The organism is Mesorhizobium sp. M1A.T.Ca.IN.004.03.1.1 (genome assembly GCF_003997555.1).
In the GTDB taxonomy this organism is placed as follows: Bacteria; Pseudomonadota; Alphaproteobacteria; order Rhizobiales; family Rhizobiaceae; genus Mesorhizobium.
Genome location: NZ_RZTV01000002.1, coordinates 626,944 through 647,807 on the forward strand (window position 1 = coordinate 626,944; position 20,864 = coordinate 647,807).

A 20,864-nucleotide genomic window follows, 5' to 3' on the forward strand; every position below is an offset into this window, starting at 1 on the left:
CCATCTTCTTATTCCGCAGCCAGCGCCAGCTGCGGTCTTTCGATGCCTTCGACCTGTTCCGGCTCCTGCGCCTGCTCGCCTGTCTTGGCCGTCTTGGGCTCGCGGCCGAAGAACAGGGCATAGCCCGCCGGCAGCACCAGGATGGTGAGCACGGTGGCGACGAGAATGCCGCCCATCATGGCGTAGGCCAGAGGCCCCCAGAAGACGGCGCGCGAGATCGGGATCAGCGCAAGCACCGCGGTCAGCGCCGTCAGCATGATCGGGCGGAAGCGGCGCACCGCAGCGCCAACGATCGCTTCCGATCGATCCATGCCGGCGGCGATGTCCTGGTCGATCTGGTCGACCAGGATGATCGAGTTTCGCATGATGATGCCGAGCAGCGCTATGACGCCGAGGATGGCGACAAAGCCGAACGGCGCCCCGCTGATCAGAAGGGCTGCCGCGGCGCCGATGATGCCCAGCGGGCCGGTGGCCAGCACCAGCATCGACTTGCCGAAATGCTGCAGTTGGACCATCAGCAAGATGACGATGACGGCCAGCATGATCGGTGCCTTGGCGGCGATCGAGGCCTGGCTTTCGGCCGAGTCCTCCGCGCCGCCCTGGATCTGGATCTTGTAGCCGGGGGCAAGGCCGGCGCGCAGGTCCTTCATGTCGTTGTACATCTTGGTGACGACGTCGTTCGACTGCACGCCATCCGGCAACGTGGCGCGCACGCTGATGGTCGGCAGACGGTCGCGCCGCCACTCGATGCCCTGCTCCATCACGGGCACCACTTTCGCCACCTGGGACAGGGGCACGGAACCGCCGAAGTCGGTCGGGATGTAGACGGAGTCGACCGAGGACAGCAGATGACGGGTCGCCTCCGGCTCGCGGGCGACGATCGAGACCGTCTCTTCGCCGTCGCGGAAATCGTCGAGCGGCGCACCGGACATGGTTGCCTGCAGCATCTGGCGAATGCGCTGCGATGTGACGCCTAGTGCCCGGGCTCGGTCCTGGTCGACCACCAGCTTCATCGCCGGCACCGGCTCCAGCCAGTCGTCATGGACGGCGCCGAGCAGCGGGTTTGCTTCGAACCTTGCCTTCACCTCGTCGGCGATGCGGCGCACCTCCTGGCGATCCGGACCCATGATGCGCATTTGCACCGGCCAGCCGGTCGGCGGCCCGAGGAACAAACGATCGACCTTGGCGCGGATCGACGGGAAGTCCTTGGCGAGGATGCCTCGCATCTTGACGATCAGCCGCTCGCGCGCCGGCTCGTCCTTGGCCATCACCAGAAGCTGGGCAAAGTTCGGATTGCGAAGCTGCTGGTCGAGCGGCAGGAAGAAGCGCGGAGCGCCCTCGCCGATATAGGTAGCGATGAAGCGCTTGTCCTGGTCGTCCATCATCTTCGCTTCGAGCGCCTTGGCTTGGTTCTCGACTTCCTTGATCGAGGTACCTTCCGGCAGCCAGAGATCGACCAGAATTTCCGGACGTGACGACTGCGGGAAGAAGTTCTGCGGGATGAACTGGAAGGCCCAGAGGCTGGTGCCGAAAGTGACCAGCGTCATCGCCAGCACGATGATGCGGTGGCGCACAGCCCAGGTGACCGTCGCACGCAGCCGCCGGTAGAAGCCGGTGTCGAAAACGTCGTGGTGGGTGCCGGCGTGCTTGCGCTGCTTCAGGATCATGTAGCCCAGCCACGGCGTGAAATAGACCGCGACGAACCACGACACGACCAGTGCGATGCCGACGACATAGAACAGCGTGCGCACATATTCGCCCGCGGTGGAGGCCGCGAAGCCGACCGGGATGAAGCCGGCGGTGGTGATCAGCGTGCCGGTCAGCATCGGGAAGGCGGTCGAGGAATAGGCGAAGCTCGCCGCCTCGATCTTGACCAGCCCCTCCTCCAGCTTGCGCTCCATCATCTCGACGACGATCATGGCGTCGTCGACCAGCAGACCGAGCGCGATGATCAGCGCGCCGAGCGAGATGCGCTGCAGGTCGATGCCGATCTCGTACATGATGGCGAAGGTGGCGGCTAAAACCAGCGGGATGGCGATCGCGATCACCAGGCCGGAGCGCCAGCCGATCGACAGGAACGAGACGACGAGAACGATCAGCAACGCTTCGCCGAGCGCCTCCATGAATTCGTTGACGGCATCCTTGACCACCTCCGGCTGGTCGGAGATCTGGTCGACCGCAACGCCATAGGGCAGACCTTCCTCGAAGCGCTTGTAGGTCGCCTCGACATCCTTACCGACGTCCCTGACATTGAAGCCCTTGGCCATGACGACGCCGACCTGGACGCTTTCGTGGCCGTTGAAGCGGTACTTGCGCTCATAAGGGTCCTCGAGGCCGGAAGAGACCGTGGCGATGTCGCCAAGACGCGTCACCTGATTGCCGGCGCGCAGCCTCAGCTCGCGGATATCGGCGGCCTTGGTGACGTCGCCCTCGACCGAGATGCGAACCGAGCGCAGGCCGGTATCGACCGAGCCCGCCGGATCGACGGCGTTCTGCCCTTTCACGGCATTCTGCAGGTCAAGCACCGTCAGGCCGCGCTCGGCGAGCGCCTTGGAGGACACATCGATATAGATCTTCTCGGGCTGGTCGCCAATGATGACGGCCTTTTCGACGCCCGGCGTCGCCAGCAGCATGTCGCGCGCCTGAACGGCGAATTTCTTCAGCTCGGGATAGGTGAAGCCGTCGCCGCTGATCGAATGCAGCGTGATGAAGGTGTCGCCGAACTCGTCGTTGAAATAGGGGCCGAGCAGGCCCTGCGGCAGTTCGTTGGCAATATCGCCGACCTTCTTGCGCACCTGGTAGAAGGCATCCTTCACCTCCTCGGCGTTGGTGTCGCCCTTTACCTGGAGCGTGATGATGGCGCTGCCGGCGCGGGTGTAGGAGCGGACAAAGTCGAGATGCGGCGTCTCCTGCAGCTTGCGCTCGATCTTGTTGACGACCTGGTCTTCCATGTCCTGGATCGAGGCGCCCGGCCAGACTGCCTGCACGACCATGACGCGGAAGGTGAAGTCCGGGTCTTCCTTCTGGCCCATGCGCATCAGGCCGAGCGCGCCGGCGAGGATGATGAGGCCGAACAGGAAGCGCGCGATGCTCGGATGCCCGATCGCCCAGCGCGAGAGATTGAAGGGACGCTTTTCAGTGCTGCTGTCCGTGGTCATGGCGCAGGTCCAGTTCAATTGGCGGCAAGGCAGCATGCCTTGCGGCTCATGAGTTCTCGGTGGGCTTCCGGGCGGCGAGCACCTCAAGCGGAGAGAGACTCGCAATCGCGCTCGACGCGGCCGTGGTGCGGGGGATACCAATGCAGCGTCTCGTCGATCGGGCGATTTCGCCGCCCGGAACCCATGCCCTGCCCGGCTCGCGGCTCACGGCAGCGAGGTCGGGAAAGGCGTTCTTTCGCCTGGTTAGCGCAGGCTGCTGGTGGCGGCGACGTCATCCTCCGCCGAGGCGGACTGCTGGGCGGCATCGCCGGAAGGCTTCACTTTCAGATTGTCGGTCATGAACTGTGTGCCGGCGGCCACCACCACGTCGCCCTGCTTCAAACCTTCGGCAACGGCAACGCCGTCGGCGGTGAAGTTCGCCACCTTGATCGGGCGCGGATGCACCGTGTCGGACGCGCGGTCGACCGTCCAGACGATGTGCTTGCCGTCCTTCTCAGCCATGGCGGTCAGCGGGATAGACACCAGCTGCGCCTTGCTGCCGACGGTCGCCGCGACATTGGCGGTCATGCCGAGCAGCACCCGCGGATCGTTGGGCAGCGACACCCGGACCGCGAAGGTGCGCGACTGCGGGTCGGCGCTGCCGGCCACCTCGCGGACCTTGCCGTCAAGGGTCAGCGCCTCGTCGGACCAGAAGCTCGCCTTGACCTCCTTGCCCGGGCGGAAGCCGGCGATGTCCATTTCCGGCACCGCGATCAGCACTTCCTTCTCACCGTCGACGGCAACCGTCATGACCGGCGTGCCGGCGCCGACCACCTGACCGATATCGGCCGAGATGGCGGTGACGATGCCGGCCTTGCTGGCCTTGAGATCGGTGTAATGGACCTGGTTCTGCGCCTGGGCCAGGGTCGAACGGGCGGCATCGCGCGTCGCCACGGCCTGATCATAGCTCAGAACGGCCTGATCGAGCTGCGACTTAGGCGCGAAGTTCTTGGCATAGAGCTGCTCGGCGCGCTTCCTGGCGAGATCGACGGTCTCGACCTGCCGCTCGGCGGCGTCGAGGCTCGCCTCGGCGCTCTTCACCGACAGCTCGTAGTCGGAGGGGTCGACGCGGGCAAGCACGTCGCCCTCGTTCACATGCTGGCCGATGTCGACGAGACGCTCGGTGACCTTGCCGGCGATGCGGAAGCCGAGATTCATCTCGGTGCGGGCGCGCACCGAACCGGAATAGTCGAGCTGGCGCGTGGTCTCGGCCTCGCCGATCTCGACGACCTTCACCGGCCGGATGACTTCCTGGGTTTCCGCTTTCTTCTCTTGGCTGCAGCCGGTAAGCCCGAGCGCCGCGACAACGACGCCGACGACTGGGAGGCCGGCGGCCGGCAGCCTGCGGAGGATGGAACTGGACAAAGACACCTTAGCACTCCCGAACTGGAGATAAACGTCGACCGGCACCCGGCGGGGCAGCGGCTATTTCAAGGCTCTGATTGCGTAGTCGATAAGGTCGTCCGGCATTGCCCGGTTGGTCTTGGCAAGGCACTGGGCGACCATCTGCGGATGGCACAGGATGACGGTGGAGGCGCCGAAACAGCGAGAGGCGATCACCGGGTCCTGCTTCCTGAACTCGCCGGCCTCTATGCCGTCGCGGATGACGTCGGCGAGCAGGTCGTGGATGCGGTCGACATGCTTGTCGATGACGCCCCAGTCGCGCTCGAGCGCGACGATCACCATCTCATGCACCTTCTGGTCGTCGAGCATGACTTCCAGCGTCATCTTGTACTGGGCGTGAACGTAACGGCGCAGCCGCTCCTCCGCGCTAATCGGCAGGCGCGAAATCTCGTAGGCCATCGCGTAGCTGGCGCCGAGCATGCGGCCGCAGACGGCCTGGTGGATTTCGACCTTAGAGGCGAAGAAGCGGTAGATGTTGGCCGGCGACATGCCGAGCTCGCGGGCAATGTCGGCAACGTTGGTCTTGCCGTAGCCGTAATGCCGGAACAGGCGCTCGGCACAGTCGAGAATGCGCGTCACATTCTCCTGTCTGGCGGGGTCGGCCACGATGTTGGCGGCTTCTGACATGGTGCTTTCGATTTACGAGTGACGAATTTCAATTTTCGTCACTCGTAAATCGAAAGCAGCAAAGAGTCAACGCGGAATCGATATACGCGTACAAAATGGTGACAGATGGTGACAGTTGCGAGGGGCCAATGAGCGACGTTGGCGGTTGGCCAATGACGCCCTGTGCCGTCCTCATCCTAGGGCGAAGCAAGGAGCGAAGCGACGCGCACAGACGTCGCGGCTGCTGGCGCAAGCTGTCGACATCAAGGCCATGTTGGAGGGAGTGAACTACGCCCCCTTCGCCATTTCCCTCAACCTGAACTTCTGGATCTTTCCCGTAGACGTCTTCGGAATGTCGGCGAACACCACCGCCTTCGGGACCTTGAAGCGGGCGAGCAACCCACGGCAATGCTCGATGATCTCGGCCTCGGTCGCAACCTTGCCGGGCTTCAGCTCGACATAGGCGACAGGCACCTCGCCCCATTTCTCGTCTGCGCGGGCAACCACTCCGCAAGAGGCGACGGACGGGTGCTTGTAGAGCGCGTCCTCGACCTCGATGGACGAGATGTTCTCGCCGCCTGAGATGATGATGTCCTTGGAGCGGTCCTTGAGCTGGATGTAGCCGTCCGGGTGCATGACACCGAGATCGCCGGAGTGGAACCAGCCGCCGGCAAAAGCCTCGTCGGACGCCTTGCGGTTCTTCAGATAGCCTTTCATAACGATATTGCCGCGGAACATGACCTCGCCGATGGTCTGGCCGTCGGCCGGCGTCTCGACCATCGTCTCGGGGTTCATCACGGTCAACCCTTCCAGCGCGGCATAGCGCACGCCCTGGCGCGCCTTCTTCGCCGTCCTCGGGCCCTTCTCCAGCTCGTCCCACTCATTGTGCCATTCGTTGACGACGGCCGGCCCATAGGTCTCGGTCAGGCCGTAGAGATGGGTGACGGCGAAGCCGGCATCGGCCATGCCGGAAAGCACCGCCTCGGGCGGCGGCGCGGCGGCCGTGTTGAAGGTGACGGTCTGGGCAAACTGGCGCTTGTCCTCGTCTTTCGCGTTGATCAGCACCGACATAACGATCGGCGCGCCGCAAAGATGGGTAACGCGATGGTCGGCGATGGCGTCATAGATCGGCTTTGCCCGTACCCAGCGCAGGCAGACATGGGTGCCGGCCTGCACGGCGAGCGTCCAGGGAAAGCACCAGCCGTTGCAGTGGAACATCGGCAGCGTCCAGAGATAGACGGCGTGCTTGGCCATGCCCGCGTGGATGGTGTTGGTGTAGGCCATCAGGGCCGCGCCGCGATGATGGTAGACGACGCCCTTCGGATTGCCGGTCGTGCCGGAGGTGTAGTTGAGCGAGATGGCGTCCCACTCGTCGTCGGGCATCGACCATGCAAAAGCCTCGTCGCCGCCGGCGACGAAGTCCTCATAGTCGAGCGTGCCGATCTGCTGGCCCTTCGGATAGGGCGCATCGCCGGCGTAGTCGGGGTCGTCATAGTCGATGACCAATGGCTTGGCCTTGGCCGATGCCAGCGCCGCCCTGACCACGCCCGAGAACTCGCGGTCGACGATGAGCACCTTGGTGTCGGCATGGTCGAGCTGGAAGGCGATGACCGCGGCATCGAGGCGGGTGTTCAGCGAATGCAGCACCGCCTTCACCATCGGCACGCCGAAATGCGCCTCCAGCATCGGCGGCGTGTTCGACAGCATCACCGTTACCGTATCCCCCTTGCCGATGCCATGCCTCGACAGCGCCGAGGCGAGCTTCAGCGACCGCCGCCAGAAATCGCGATAAGAGATGCGCTGGCTGCCGTGGATAATGGCGACATGGTCGGGATAGGTCTTGGCCGCCCGCTCAAGGTAGGTGAGCGGCGTCAGCGGCTGGTGGTTGGCGGCGTTCCGTTCGAGATCCTGTTCGTAGGGATTGGCCATCCCATCCTCCCCAAAAGTCTTTTCGAGCTTTCTAACCGCAGGCCCGCGATCATGCCATCCCCCTGAACGACCGGGAAATGCTATGACATGAGTGCTCGGTAGAAGGGCAGCCCCGAACATGCCGGCGCCGGAGGACGAATAACCCAGCCGGCTGGATTTGACTTTTGTCGAGAGCCGTGACTAATGTCAGCCGAGGAGGCGGCATGGCGATCCGACCGGCAGAACAGCTCATCCACAAGGCCGCCTGGCTTTACTATGCGCATGGCCTTCGCCAGGACGAAGTGGCGAACCAGCTCAAGATTTCGCGCGCATCGGTCGCCATGTATCTTCGCAAGGCGCGCGAGACCGGCATCGTCAACATCTCGACCTCGACGCAGCTTTTCACCGACGATGTCATGGCGCGCAGGCTGGAGGACGCCTTCAAGCTCGACGCCGTCTGGATAGCGCCGGAAAACGCCTATGTCGCCGACCCGTCGACCGACATCGCCGTCCTGGCGGCGAGCGTCTTCCTGGAACTGGTGAAGAAGGGCGACCGCATCGGCGTCGCCTGGGGCCGCACGGTCTACACCATCGCCGACATCATGTCCTATGCCGATCTGCAGGACGTCACCGTGGTGCAGCTCTGCGGCAACCTCGGCGCGCCCTATTCATATCGACCCGATCAGTGCACGATGGAGATCGCGCGGCGGCTGAACGCCAAGGGTCTGAATTTTTACGCGCCGCTGGTGCTGTCCACGGAAGAATTGGCAGAGGGCCTGCGCGCCGAGCCGGTGATCCGCGACCAGCTTGCCGGCATCAGCGACTGCGATGTCGCGCTCTATTCCGTCGGCGCCGTGGACGCCGACAGCCATCTGGTCAAATGCGGCGCGCTGACGCCGGCCGAAATGGCCGCGCTCCGCAAGGAAGGCGCGGCCGGCGTCATCGCCGGACAGATCATCGATGCAAGCGGCGAGGCGCTCGACTGCAGCTACAACCGGCGGGTCATTTCCGCCGAGCTCGCCTCGCTGCGCGCCATCGGGAAGCGGCTGATGGTGGTGCAGGAGGACAGCAAGTTCGAGCCGCTGCTGGCCGCAATCGCCGGCGGCCTCTGCACGCATCTGGTGGTCGGCGCACATATGGCGGGGCGCCTCCTCGATCACGCCGGCGCGGTCAGCAAAAAGGCCTCGTAGGAAACCACCCTCGCCGCGTCTGTCATCAAGACGTCGCGGCTTCCTGTTCATGAGCAGACACAATACGGAATCGGACGGAACGACATGAAGAACCTTTGGAACGACGCTGACGCGGAAAAGATGGTTGCCGACTACGCCAAGCAGGGCGTCCGCCGCGACCTTGCGCTGCGCGTCTACACGACCCGCCTGCTCGGCGGAGAGCCGCGGCTGGTGCTGCATGGCGGCGGCAATACCTCCTGCAAGACCAAGGCCACCGATCTGGTCGGTGACGAATGGGACGTGCTTTGCGTCAAGGGCAGCGGCTGGGACATGGCCGTCATCGAGCCGCAAGGCTTGCCGGCGGTGAAGATGGGCGCGCTGCTCAAGGCGCGCGCGCTGGACACGCTCTCCGACGAGGACATGGTGGCGCTGCAGCGTTCCAATCTCATCGACCCCGCCTCGCCGAATCCATCGGTCGAGACACTCCTGCACGCCTTTCTGCCGCTTAAATTCGTCGACCATACGCATTCAACCGCGATCCTTGCCATCGTCGACCAGGAGAACAGCAAGGCGCTGGTGAAGACGGTGTTCGGCGACAAAATGGGCTACGTGCCCTACATCAAACCGGGCTTCGAGCTCGCCAAGGTCGCGGCGGACGTTTTTGACGCCGACCCCAGCGTCGAAGGCCTGATCCTCGACAAGCACGGCATCTTCACCTTCGGCGACGATGCCAAGCAGGCCTATGACCGCATGATCCACTATGTGACCATCGCCGAGGACTATATCGCCAAGAACGGCAAGCCGCAGGCGACCAAGGCGGCGCTGCCGGTAAAGCTCGCCAAGGCGAGCGATATCGCGCCGACTCTGCGCGGCTCTGTCGCAGTGGCGCGCGGCGAAGGCCGCTTCGACCGCATGATCAGCCATTTCCGCACCTCGGATGCGATCGTCGATTTCATCAATTCGGCCAGGATCGCCGAGCTGGCCGGACGCGGCGTGTCGACGCCCGATCTTTCGATCCGCATCAAGACCGGACCGATGGCGGTCCCGGCTCCCGACGCCGACAAGCTCGGCGACTACAAGGCCGCCGTCCGCAGCCATGTCGAGGCTTTCGCCAAGGACTACCGCGCCTATTTCGAGACCAACGACGCGCTGGATGACGTCAAGCGCACCATGCTCGACCCGATGCCGCGGCTGACATTGGTGCCGGGCCTCGGCATGTTCGGCCACGGCCGCACGCTGAAGGACGCGAAAATCGCCTCCGATGTCGGCGAGATGTGGATCGAGGCGGTGCGCGGCGCGGAAGCCATCGGCAATTTCCAGCCGCTCTCCAAGGCCGACCTCTTCCCGCTCGAATACTGGTCATTGGAGCAGGCCAAGCTCGCCTCGAACAAGCCGAAGCCGCTGACCGGCCAGGTGGCGTTGATCACCGGCGGCGCCGGGGCGATCGGCGCCGCGACGGCGAAGCTGTTCGCCGCAAACGGTGCGCATGCGGTCATCGTCGATCTCGATCCGGCCAAGGCCGCGGAAGCGGCAAAGGCGGCGGGTAACAATTCGATCGGGGTCGGCGCCGACATCACCAGCCCGGCCGAGGTGCGCGCCGCCTTCGACAAGGCGGTCGCGGTCTATGGCGGCGTCGACATCCTGGTCTCGAATGCAGGCGCGGCCTGGGAAGGCCGGATCGGCGAAATCGACGACGCGCTGCTGCGCAAGAGCTTCGAGCTCAACTTCTTCGCCCACCAGTCGGCGGCGCAGAACGCGGTGCGCATCATGCTCGAACAGGGCACGGGCGGCGTGCTGCTGTTCAACACCTCCAAGCAGGCGGTCAATCCCGGGCCGAAATTCGGCGCCTACGGCCTTCCCAAGGCGGCGACGCTGTTTTTGTCGCGCCAGTATGCCCTGGACTACGGCGCCTACGGCATCCGCTCGAACGCGGTCAACGCCGACCGCATCCGGTCCGGGCTTTTGACCGACGCCATGATTGCCAGCCGCTCGGGCGCGCGCGGTGTCTCGGAAAAGGAATACATGTCCGGCAATCTGCTCGGCCAGGAAGTGACGGCCGACGACGTGGCGCAAGCCTTCCTGCATCAGGCACTGGCCGAACGCACCACGGCCGACGTGACGACGGTGGACGGCGGCAATATTGCCGCGGCGCTGCGCTGAAGAAACAAGGAGATCTCCCTGAGCGGCCCGTCGCTTTCCCAGAACGACGGACCACTCTCTCCGTGTCGCGACCCAGGTCAGGACTGAAGCCCATTTCACGTCTGCTGGAAAACTGCTCCAACCGGTCAAAATCCGCGCAAATCTTTTGCTTATTGCTCGAACAGCTTTAAGGGGGTGCCTTGCCCCTCGCTTGCGGGACACAAAGCTGGAGCCGCTATGCAATCCAGGGAAGTGCCTTATTTCAGCCAGTGGGAATCGCCCGGCATGACTCTGCCGCTGTTGGCGGAGGGACCATCGGCTCTGCACCGCGACCCGCTGTGGCGACGCTGGGCCGTGAATGTCTGCGGCATGGCCTGCCTGAAGATGATCCTTGCCGCGCGCGGCGAAATTCATCCGACGCTTGAGCTCGCCCGCGCCTGCACGGCCTATGGCGGCTATGTCGTCAATGAAGGCGACGGTACGATCAAGGGGCTGATCTACGAGCCCTTCGTCCGGTTCGTGCGCGAACGTTTCGGCCTGTTCGCCGAGACGATGACGAATGTCGATTCGGCCACGGTGCCCGGTCTGCTTTGCAAGTGGCGCTACTTCATCGCCTCGGTTCATCCAGCCATCCGCTGGCCCGAGCGCGAGCCGCCGTCGAAAGGCGGGCATCTGGTACTGGTGACGGCCGCCTCGCCAGGCGAAATCCGCTTCCACAACCCTTCGGGACACGTCAGGCAGAGCCAGGCGGACGTCGCCAGTTTCGACCGCTTTTTCGCCCGGCGCGGCATCGCCGTCGGTTTCTGATCCTTGAGCATTGTGGAGATGTCGATGGCCGAAAAAAGACTGCGTATTGGTGTGCTCTTTGGCGGGCGGTCCGCCGAGCACGACGTGTCGGTGCTTTCGGCGAACAATGTCATGGGCGCGCTGGAGCCGGGGAAGTACGATGCCGTTCCGATCTTCGTCACCCGCGAAGGGCAATGGCTGCTCAGCCGCTTCGAGGACGGCGCGCTGGCGACACCGTCGAACGGAGCGGAGGTCTGTCTGGTGCCCGGCGGGCATGGCCGAATGCTGGCCGTTCCGGCCGAAGGGCCGCCTTACGAGTTGCCCGCGATCGACATTCTGTTTCCCGTCCTGCACGGTCTCCATGGCGAGGACGGCGCCGCGCAAGGACTGGCGGAGGTGGCGCGCGTGCCGCTTGCCGGCTGCGGCATTCTCGGTTCGGCCACGGCGCTCGACAAGGATATCGCCGAGCGGTTACTGAAGGCGGCCGGCCTGCCCACGGCACGGTCCAGAACCATCCTGCCCGAGGCCGCGCCTGGCTTCGCGGAGATCGAGCAGGCGCTCGGACTCCCGGTCTTCATCAAGCCGGCCCGCCAAGGCTCTTCCGTCGGCGTCAGCAAGGTCTCCGACGAAACGGGCTATCAGGCAGCGCTCGCCGAAGGCTTCAGGCACGACGGCAAGCTGCTGGCGGAGGAATTCATCCGCGGCCGCGAGATCGAATGCAGCGTGCTTGAGGACACGGAAGGTGGCCTCTTCGTCTCCCGTCCCGGCGAGATCGTGCCGGCCGAAAGCCACGGCTTCTACAGCTATGACGCCAAATATATCGATAAGGATGGAGCAGCACTTAAGGTGCCCGCCGAATTGCCCGAGACGATCGAAGGCGAGATCCGCGAGACGGCGGCGAAGGCGTTCCGCGCGCTGGGTTGCGACGCGATGGCGCGCGTCGACTTCTTCGTGAGACCGGACATGACGTTCCTGATCAACGAGCTCAACACCATCCCGGGCTTCACCGACATCAGCATGTACGCCAAGGCGATGGCGGCAAGCGGCATCAGCTACCCGGAAGTCATCGACCGGCTGGTGGCGCATGGGCTGGCGCGTGCCGCCCGATCTACCTGAGCGACTCCGGCAATAAGAAGAGCGGCCCGGGAGCCGCTCTTCTGCCTTCAGGCGCGTGGCCTACTTCGCGTTGGGGTTCGGCATCCAGGCCGGCATGGCGACATCGGCATGGGCGAACTGCGGCAGCTTGGCCGACAGGTCTTCCATGTTCTTGATGTCCTTGTCGATAAGTTCCTTCTGGGTGATCAGCGTCGGCGGCACGATGACGTTGTGGCCGGGATCCTCGCCGGCGAGCAGCTGCGCCAGCGCGCGCACCGAGACCTGGCCGACGACTGCCGGGTTGGTGGCGGCGGTGGCGGCCCAGGCGCTGTCCGGCTCGCGCATCGCGGCGATGTCGGACGTCGAGATGTCGGCCGAGTAGATCTTGATGCCCTTGTTGAGGCCGGCCTCGTCGACGGCGATCTTCACCCCCTTGGCGAACTCGTCGTAAGGCGCGAACATCACCTTGATATCGGGATGCGCCTGCAGCACCGAGCGCGCCTGGTTGGCGACGGAATTGGCGATCGGATTGTCGAGCGTGCCGAACATGGCGACCTCGCTGATGCCGGAATGTTTCTTCTTCACGTCGACCCAGGTTTCGTTGCGGCGGTCGAGCGGGGCGATGCCGGCGACATAGACATAGCCGGCTTTCCAGGCGTCGCCATTGTCCTTGACCGCCTGTTCGAGCGCGAGGCGCGCGAGATCGCGGTCGGACTGCTCGATCTGCGGGATCTTCGGGTTCTCGACATTGACGTCGAAGGCGACGACCTTGATGCCCGCGTCGACGGCGCGCTGGGCGGCGTCCTTCATCGATTCCGTCAGGCCGTGCTGGATGATGATGCCCTGCACGCCGAGCGCGATCGCCTGGTCGACCATGTCGGCCTGGAGCGCTGCGTCCTGGCGGCTGTCCAGCACGCGCAGATCGACGCCGAGCGCCTTGGCCTGCGCCTCGACGCCGGAGAGATAGGCCTGGAAGAAGTCACCGGTGGAGAGATAGCGCACCAGCGCGATCTTGACGCCCGGCTTGTCGAATGGCGCCGGACGGTCCGCCGCCAATGCTGTGCCCTGCATGAGCAGCGCCGCGCCCGCGAGGCCGAGTGCGGCCTTCCCTAAAAGTCTCCTTGTGATGCTCACTTCGTCTTCCTCCGTTTTGTTCTCAATGCCCCGGTCGAAACTATCTCTTGCCCCTGCCGGAAAGGGCGAAGGTGAAGACAAGGGCGACGACGAGAACCGCGCCCTTGACGAAATCCTGCGTGTAGTAAGGGGCGTTCATCATCGTCAGGCCCTGCAGCAGGACGCCGACGAACACCGCGCCGACGGCCGTGCCGAAAGCGTTCGGCTTGGCGGCGCCGAGCACCGCGTAGCCGATAAGCGCCGCCGCTACTGCGTCGAGCAGCAAATTATTACCCGAGGCGATATCGCCGCGTCCAAGCCGGGCAGCGAGCAAAATCCCGCCGATCGAGGCAAAAACTCCCGAAATGACATAGGCCCAGATCTTGTATGCCTTGACAGGCGCGCCGGCCAGTTCGGCGGCGCGTTCGTTGCTGCCGACGGCATACATCATGCGGCCGAAGCGGGTGTATTCGAGGAAGAACCAGATGAGCGCGGCGAGCACGATGAGCACCACCACCGAGACCGGGATCAGGTTCGGAATGAAGAAGTCGATGCGGTGGCGGCCGAGCGCCAGGAAGGCTTCCGAGAACTTGCCGTGGGCGACCGAGCCGTCGGGCATCGTCATGCCGGTGGCGATCGAGCGGCCTTCGGTCGGAATGCGTTGCAGGCCGAGCAGCAGGAACATCATGCCGAGCGTCGCGAGCAGATCCGGCACGCGCATGTAGACGATGAGCCAGCCATTGATGAGGCCGACGACCGCGCCGATCACGAGGCAGGCGATGACGGCGACGACGGCGTTCTGCTCCAGCACAACCATGGCATAGGAAGCCGCCATCATGGCGCTGGTGGCGACCGAGCCGATCGACAGATCGAAGCCGCCGACGACAAGTGTCGCGGTGACGCCGAGTGCCAGCACGCCGGTGATCGCGACCGACTGGAAGATGAAGACGGCGCTTTGCGGCGAGGCGAAGCCGTCGGCGGCGATCGCGAAATAGGCGATCAGCCCGACCAGCAGGATGATGAAACCATAGCGGATGGCATAGTCGCGCAATGTCATCGAACGCCCCCGCGCTGCTGCCCTCTCCGCCAAACTGGAACTCATGCCTGCACTCCAAGTCTCGTCATCCATACGATCTCACGCCGCGCTGGTGAGCGGCCCGCCGGCCACCTCAGCCAGCAGCCGATCGAGATCGATGTCATCGTTCCTGTGCTCGCCGACGATCGCGTGCTCCGACATCACCAGGATGCGGTCGGCAGTCTCCAGGGCCTCGTCGATCTCGGTGACGAAGAGCAGTGTGGCGCGGCCGTCGGCGCTCGCCCTGAGCTTGGTTGCGATGTCGCGCCGAGCCGAGATATCGACGCCCTGGAACGGCTCGTCGAGGATGAGCAGGCGCGAGGCCTGCGACATCCAGCGCGCCACCATCACCTTCTGCTGGTTGCCGCCCGAAAGCGCGGAAAGCTCGTCCTTCTCGGAGCGGCAGACGATGCCGAGCTCGTCGATCTGGCGGCGTGCGGCAGCCCGTTCTGCCCGCTTCTTCATGACACCGAAGCCGGACATGCGCTTGAGAAACGGCAGGCTGATGTTGCGTTCGATGTTGAAGCCGCCGACGATGCCGCTCATCGCGCGGTCCTTGGCCACAAGGAAGGCACCGGCAGCGATCGCTTCGCGCGCGGATCCCGGTGCGTAGGGCTTGCCGTCCATATGCATGGTGCCGGCGAGCGGCCTGCGCACGCCGAACAAAGTTTCGGCGAGCGCCGTCTTGCCGACGCCGACCAGGCCGGTGATCGCCACCACCTCCCCGGCGCCGAGCGTCATCGAAATCGGTCTGGCGCCGGGCGCCAGCTGCAGGCCTTGGGCGGTGAAGACCGCGCGCGCCGAGCTTCTGGCAATGACCCGGTCGAGCAGGATCTTGCGGCCGAGCATGGCATTGACCGCACCCTCATAGTCGAGCGGCTTCCGGTCGAACACGCCGGAGACGACGCCGTCACGGATCGAGACGATGCGGTCTGCCAAGCGCCTGATGTCGGACATGCGATGCGAGATATAGAGGATCGCGACACCCTGCCCGCGCAGCCTGTCGATCAGCGCAAACAGCCGGTCGGCCTCGGCGCTCGACAGCGAGGAGGTCGGCTCGTCGAGGATCAGCACTTTCGGCTGGTGCGCCATGGCGCGGGCAATCGCGACCATCTGACGATCGGCGAGCGAGAGGTCCGCGACTCGTGCCTTAAGATCGAGCGTAAGCCCCATGCGGTCGGCCACGGCCCTGGCTTCGACGCGGACATTGGCGGGCTTGAACAGCAGCGATGCACCCTTGCCGCTCAGCCGGTCGAGGGTCAGGTTGGTGGCGACGTCGAGATCGGCGACAACGCCGTCATTGATGTTCTGATGAACGGTGACGACGCCGGCGCGGATCGCTTCTGCCGGCGAGCCGGGATCGAAGGCCTGGCCGGCGAGCCGCATCGTGCCGCCGCCGCGCGCGTAGACGCCGCTGACGATCTTGACCAGGGTGGATTTGCCGGCGCCGTTGGCGCCCATCAGCACGGTGACCTCGCCCGCATAGAGATCCAGCGCGATGCCGCCAAGCACCTCGTTCTGGCCGAAGGATTTCCTCAGGCCGCCCACACGGAACACGGCATCTGCGCCCATTCGTTCCTCCCTGATCCATGACGCTATGGGCTCACTCGGCAATTGTCAACACGATTGACAATTGCCAGAGCGCTCCCTAGCTTGGCCCGGCCGCCATGGCTCCGTTATCGTGGGACACCACGCGCAGGAGGGAGAAGGATGACCGGGAAGTTCGAAGCATTGTCGGTGGAGACGCTGCCGCAGCGCCTCGGCGAGACCACGGCGCTGACCGAGCGCATTGGCAAGGACGCCGGCCACTGGAAAGTACGCGAGGTCGGCGACGGCAATCTGAACCTCGTTTTCATCGTCGAGGGCGACCAGGGCGCGTCGGTGGTCAAGCAGGCGCTGCCCTATGTGCGCCTGGTCGGCGACAGCTGGCCGCTGCCTTTGAAGCGCGCTTTCTTCGAGTATCACGCGCTGACGAGGCAAGAGCGCCGAGCGCCAGGCTCGGTGCCGGCGATCTATTATTTCGACGAGGACCAGGCGCTTATTGTCATGGAGTATCTGGCGCCGCCCTACATCATCCTGCGTCGCGCGCTGATCGACGGCCGCGAGCTGCCGAACATTGCGCGCGACATCGGCCTGTTCATGGCCCGCACGCTGTTCCGCGGCTCGGACCTCTCAATGCCGACAAAAGAGCGCAAGGCCGATCTCGCGCTGTTCGCCGACAATGTCGAGCTCTGCGACATCACCGAGAACCTGGTGTTCTCCGATCCCTATTTCGACGCCGAGATGAACCGGCACACCAGCCCGCAGCTCGACCGCCTGGTGGCCGAATTGCGCGCCGACCGCGACCTCAAGGTCGAGGCGCAGCGGCTGAAGCACCTATTCGCCGCCAATGCCGAAACACTGCTGCATGGCGACCTGCATTCCGGTTCGATCATGGTGACCGACACCGAGACCCGGATGATCGATCCGGAATTCGCCTTCTACGGCCCGATCGCCTTCGACGTCGGCATGCTGCTCGCCAATTTCTGGATGGCCTTCTTCTCGCAGCGGGGCCATGAGCAGAAAGGTAGCCGGGATTCGATGCGCGCCTACCTGCTTAAGGTCACGGCCGAGAGCTGGGCGGTGTTCCGCGCCGAGTTTTCGCATTTGTGGCGAACCGAGCGCACCGGCATCCTCTACCAGAAGAGCCTGTTCGAGGATCAGGGCGACCTGCTCGGTTCCGAACAGGCGCTCGACCACATGCTTTCCGGCATCTGGACCGACCTGCTCGGCTTCGCCGGCATCGAGGTGCACCGACGTATCCTCGGTCTCGCCCACAATGCCGATTTCGAGACCATTGCCGACGCAGACCTTCGCGCCAAATGTGAAGCAAAGGCGCTGCGCTTCGGCCGCCACATCGCCGTGAACCGGCGTCAGATCCACAGCATCGACGAGGTCAACGCATTGGCCGCGCTGGTCGAACAGGAGAAGAGCCTTTGAACGTCGGCGAACGCCACTATCGTACAATTTGGCTCAGCGACGACAAACGCTCGGTCGAGATCATCGACCAGCGCTGGCTGCCGCATGAGTTTCGCGTCGAGACGATCGGAACCGTTCCCGGCATCGCCACTGCGATCCGCGACATGTGGGTGCGCGGCGCGCCGCTGATCGGCGTCACCGCCGCCTACGGCGTCGCCATCCAGATGACCGACGATCCCTCGGACGAAGCGCTCGACGCGGCGTGGGAGACGCTGCACAAAACGCGACCGACGGCGATCAACCTGCGCTGGGCGCTGGACGAGATGCGGCGTTTTCTGAAGCCGCTGGCGCCGGGAGAGCGCGCCGAGGCCGCCTACCGGCGCGCCGCCGAGATCGCAGACGAGGATGTCGGGCTCAATCGCGCCATCGGCGAGAACGGGCTTGCCATCATCAAGGAGATCGCGGCGAAAAAGAAGCCTGGCGAGGCGGTCAACATTCTCACCCATTGCAATGCCGGTTGGCTGGCGACGGTCGACTACGGCACCGCCACGGCGCCAATCTATCTGGCGACGGAAGCCGGCATTCCGGTCCACGTCTATGTCGACGAGACCAGGCCGCGCAACCAGGGCGCCCAGCTGACCGCCTGGGAAATGGCCGGCCACGGCGTGCCGCACACGCTGATCGTCGATAACGCCGGCGGGCATCTGATGCAGCATGGCGACATCGACATGGTGATCGTCGGCACCGACCGCACGACGGCCAATGGCGACGTCTGCAACAAGATCGGCACCTATCTCAAGGCTTTAGCCGCCGCCGACAACGACGTCCCTTTCTATGTCGCGCTCCCCTCGCCCACCATCGACTGGACGGTCGCCGACGGGCTTGCGGAAATCCCGATCGAGGAGCGCGCGAGTGACGAGGTTTCGCTGGTGTGGGGTAGGACGGCCGACGGCAAGGTCGCGCAGGTGCGCGTCTCGCCCGACGCGACGCCGGCGGCAAACCCCGCCTTCGACGTGACGCCGGCTCGGCTGGTGACAGGGCTGATCACCGAGCGCGGCGTGGCGAAGGCTTCGCGCGAGGCGCTGAAGGCAATGTTTCCCGAGCGCAGCTAATCTTAGCCCGGTGCTCTCGGCCGTGCTCACGCCGCACAACTATCATGAGAGCGCCGAGCACCGCCGCTTCTTCCACGAGCATTTTTTGGTGAAGGGCAAGGAAGCGGCGAAGGCCTGCGTCGAAATCCTTGCCGCGCGCGAGCGGATCGCCGCTTAGGCTCGACTCGGGCCGGATTTCAGCCCTGCAACAAGAATTGCGGCCGAAAGGGCTTCAAAAGGTTGCGGTAGGTCAGAAATCCGGCCAGAAGCAACGGGGCCGCCCGCCCGGGCGGCCTTTTCAAACACGGGCTCGAACCAGATACGGGAGACTATTCGTTGGCTCGCATCACACTGAGACAATTGCTCGACCATGCCGCCGAACAAGGCTATGGCGTGCCTGCCTTCAACATGAACAACATGGAACAGGGCCTCGCCATCATGGAGGCGGCCGAGGAGACCAAGTCGCCGGTCATCCTCCAGGCGAGCCGCGGGGCGCGCGCCTACGCCAATGATGTGGTGCTGGCCAAGCTGATCGACGCGCTGGTCGAGATCCACCCCGACATTCCGGTCTGCATGCATCTCGACCACGGCAACAACGAAGCGACCTGCGTCACCGCGATCCAGTACGGCTTCACCTCGGTGATGATGGACGGCTCGCTGAAGGAAGACGGCAAGTCGCCGGCCGACTACGCCTATAATTCCGGCATCACGCGCCGCGTCGTCGATATGGCGCATTGGGGCGGTGTCTCGGTGGAAGGCGAGATCGGCGTGCTCGGCTCGCTGGAGAGCGGCGGCGGCGAGCAGGAGGACGGCCACGGCGTCGAAGGCGCCATCAGCCACGATCAGTTGCTTACAGACCCGGTGCAGGCCGAGCAGTTCGTGCGCGACACCCATGTCGATGCGCTGGCGGTGGCCATGGGCACCAGCCACGGCGCCTACAAATTCTCGCGCAAGCCGGATGGCGCGGTGCTGGCGATGAACGTGATCGAGGAGATCCATCGCCGCCTGCCCAACATGCATCTGGTCATGCACGGCTCGTCATCGGTGCCGGAGGAGCTGCAGGAGATCATCAACAAATATGGCGGCCAGATGAAGCCGACCTGGGGCGTGCCGGTGGAAGAGATCCAGCGCGGCATCAAGCACGGCGTGCGCAAGATCAACATCGACACCGACAACCGCATGGCGCTGACCGGCGCGATCCGCAAGGTGCTGACCGAGAACCCTTCCGAGTTCGATCCGCGCAAATATCTGACGCCGGCCATGGCGGCGATGAAGAAGCTCTGCAAGGAACGTTTCGAGCAGTTCGGCACAGCCGGCAACGCGCCGAAGATCAAGCCGATCCCGTTGTCGGAAATGGCCAAGCGTTACAAGTCCGGCAGCCTCGACCCGAAGTTCGGCTGAGCCACCTCCTCCCGCGACCGGGTTCCAGCCGGTCGCGGGAGCACGCCCGCCCTCCCACGGCACCAGTTCCGCGGAACCTCACGTCATCGGCATTGGCCAAGGAACCATCCATAGCCGAGCTTAGTTGAACTGTCCTGACGCAATGGAGGGTGCGCCGACCGGCGTCGCCGACGGGAAATGCTCGAGCCGCTCTGCTGCGACATGCCGCTTCATCCGACATGGCCGGATCTCGTTGCGCGGCTGTTGCTGACGCTGGTCGCGGGCTTCCTCATCGGCTTGAATCGCGAAGCGCGCGGCCATTCCGCCGGCCTGCGGACGACCATCCTGGTCGGCCTCGCGGCGTGCGTCGCCATGGTCCAGGCCAACATGCTGCTCGACGTTGCCGGCAAGGGACCGGACTCATTCGTGCGCATGGATGTGCTGCGCTTTGCGCTCGGCGTGCTCACCGGCGTCGGCTTCATCGGCGGCGGCGCCATCCTCAGGCGCGGCGATCTCGTCACCGGAGTGACCACCGCCGCCACCATGTGGATCATGACGATGATCGGGCTGGCCTTCGGCGGCGGCCAGTTCGGCCTCGGCGCGATTGCTACAGCATTGACGCTGGTGACGCTGCAGGCCCTGAAGTGGGTCGATCTCAAGATCCCGCGCGACCATAAGGCGATCCTTGCGGTCTCATGGCCGAAGACAGCCCCGCCCGACCTCCAGGAGATCGTGCGGCCGCTCGGATACGATGCCCGCTTCGTTGGCATGGAGCACGATGCCGACCGCGACCGCGTCGTGTTTTCCTTCCAAGTCAAATGGCGGCAGCCAGATGCAGTCGAGCCGTCAACTGAGGTGCTGGCGCTGGTCGGCCAACACTGCGAGATCGAGCGGTTTGAATTGATCAGCGAGAAAGCGCCCTGATCAGCGTCAGAAGGGTGGC

The 20,864-nt window shown here is 64.6% G+C and carries 15 protein-coding genes and 1 pseudogene; 9 read left to right on the top strand and 7 right to left on the bottom strand.

What is annotated here, in order from left to right; translation table 11 throughout:
- Positions 1–8: 8 nt before the first annotated feature.
- The 4 genes from EOD29_RS08970 to EOD29_RS08985 form a co-directional block, all read right to left on the bottom strand.
- Positions 9–3,158, bottom strand: coding sequence for an efflux RND transporter permease subunit (locus EOD29_RS08970; protein WP_127246478.1), 3,150 nt, complete (start codon positions 3,156–3,158; stop codon positions 9–11).
- A gap of 243 nt (positions 3,159–3,401) precedes the next feature.
- Entirely contained in the window at positions 3,402–4,568 is a 1,167-nt protein-coding gene (locus tag EOD29_RS08975) for an efflux RND transporter periplasmic adaptor subunit (protein WP_127246479.1), read from the bottom strand.
- Positions 4,569–4,622: 54 nt separating this feature from the next.
- On the bottom strand, positions 4,623–5,228 hold the full coding sequence (locus EOD29_RS08980; RefSeq protein WP_066988962.1) for a TetR family transcriptional regulator: 606 nt from the start codon (positions 5,226–5,228) through the stop codon (positions 4,623–4,625).
- 267 nt (positions 5,229–5,495) lie between these two features.
- Positions 5,496–7,136 (bottom strand): acyl-CoA synthetase, encoded by a 1,641-nt coding sequence (locus EOD29_RS08985; RefSeq protein WP_127246480.1) that lies wholly within the window; start codon positions 7,134–7,136, stop codon positions 5,496–5,498.
- Positions 7,137–7,339: 203 nt separating this feature from the next.
- Between EOD29_RS08985 and EOD29_RS08990 the strand changes: the two genes are divergently transcribed.
- The 4 genes from EOD29_RS08990 (at position 7,340) to EOD29_RS09005 (ending at position 12,325) form a co-directional block, all read left to right on the top strand.
- Positions 7,340–8,305 (top strand): sugar-binding transcriptional regulator, encoded by a 966-nt coding sequence (locus EOD29_RS08990; RefSeq protein ID WP_127246481.1) that lies wholly within the window; start codon positions 7,340–7,342, stop codon positions 8,303–8,305.
- Between the two features lie 84 nt (positions 8,306–8,389).
- Positions 8,390–10,444 carry a bifunctional aldolase/short-chain dehydrogenase gene (locus EOD29_RS08995; RefSeq protein WP_127246482.1) on the top strand — a complete coding sequence of 685 codons (2,055 nt, stop codon included), beginning with the start codon at positions 8,390–8,392 and terminating at the stop codon, positions 10,442–10,444.
- Between the two features lie 216 nt (positions 10,445–10,660).
- Positions 10,661–11,230: a C39 family peptidase gene (locus EOD29_RS09000; protein WP_127246483.1), complete on the top strand. Its 570-nt coding sequence runs from the start codon at positions 10,661–10,663 to the stop codon at positions 11,228–11,230.
- A gap of 18 nt (positions 11,231–11,248) precedes the next feature.
- Positions 11,249–12,325, top strand: coding sequence for a D-alanine--D-alanine ligase family protein (locus tag EOD29_RS09005; protein WP_127246484.1), 1,077 nt, complete (start codon positions 11,249–11,251; stop codon positions 12,323–12,325).
- A gap of 60 nt (positions 12,326–12,385) precedes the next feature.
- On the opposite strand, the gene EOD29_RS09010 is transcribed toward EOD29_RS09005, so the two are convergent.
- The 3 genes from EOD29_RS09010 to EOD29_RS09020 all read right to left on the bottom strand — a co-directional run bounded on the left by EOD29_RS09010 (position 12,386) and on the right by EOD29_RS09020 (position 16,064).
- Complete coding sequence (locus tag EOD29_RS09010) at positions 12,386–13,438, bottom strand: substrate-binding domain-containing protein (RefSeq protein ID WP_066988974.1); 1,053 nt, start codon at positions 13,436–13,438, stop codon at positions 12,386–12,388.
- Positions 13,439–13,478: 40 nt separating this feature from the next.
- Entirely contained in the window at positions 13,479–14,474 is a 996-nt protein-coding gene (locus EOD29_RS09015) for an ABC transporter permease (protein ID WP_127246630.1), read from the bottom strand.
- Between the two features lie 78 nt (positions 14,475–14,552).
- Positions 14,553–16,064 carry a sugar ABC transporter ATP-binding protein gene (locus tag EOD29_RS09020; protein WP_127246485.1) on the bottom strand — a complete coding sequence of 504 codons (1,512 nt, stop codon included), beginning with the start codon at positions 16,062–16,064 and terminating at the stop codon, positions 14,553–14,555.
- A 138-nt stretch (positions 16,065–16,202) separates the two neighbouring features.
- Between EOD29_RS09020 and mtnK the strand changes: the two genes are divergently transcribed.
- The 5 genes and pseudogenes from mtnK (at position 16,203) to EOD29_RS09045 (ending at position 20,845) form a co-directional block, all read left to right on the top strand.
- Positions 16,203–17,471 (top strand): S-methyl-5-thioribose kinase, encoded by a 1,269-nt coding sequence (mtnK, locus tag EOD29_RS09025; protein WP_127246486.1) that lies wholly within the window; start codon positions 16,203–16,205, stop codon positions 17,469–17,471.
- Positions 17,468–18,562 (top strand): S-methyl-5-thioribose-1-phosphate isomerase, encoded by a 1,095-nt coding sequence (mtnA, locus tag EOD29_RS09030; RefSeq protein ID WP_127214206.1) that lies wholly within the window; start codon positions 17,468–17,470, stop codon positions 18,560–18,562. Before mtnK ends, mtnA begins: the two co-directional genes overlap by 4 nt.
- Before the next feature lie 7 nt (positions 18,563–18,569).
- A pseudogene (locus tag EOD29_RS09035) lies at positions 18,570–18,719 on the top strand (6,7-dimethyl-8-ribityllumazine synthase); the annotation flags it as partial.
- Between the two features lie 158 nt (positions 18,720–18,877).
- The gene (fba, locus tag EOD29_RS09040) at positions 18,878–19,942 is read left to right on the top strand and encodes a class II fructose-bisphosphate aldolase (protein ID WP_066988983.1); all 1,065 of its coding nucleotides are present in this window, start codon (positions 18,878–18,880) and stop codon (positions 19,940–19,942) included.
- 177 nt (positions 19,943–20,119) lie between these two features.
- Positions 20,120–20,845 carry an MgtC/SapB family protein gene (locus EOD29_RS09045; RefSeq protein WP_095800967.1) on the top strand — a complete coding sequence of 242 codons (726 nt, stop codon included), beginning with the start codon at positions 20,120–20,122 and terminating at the stop codon, positions 20,843–20,845.
- Positions 20,846–20,864 lie beyond the last annotated feature (19 nt).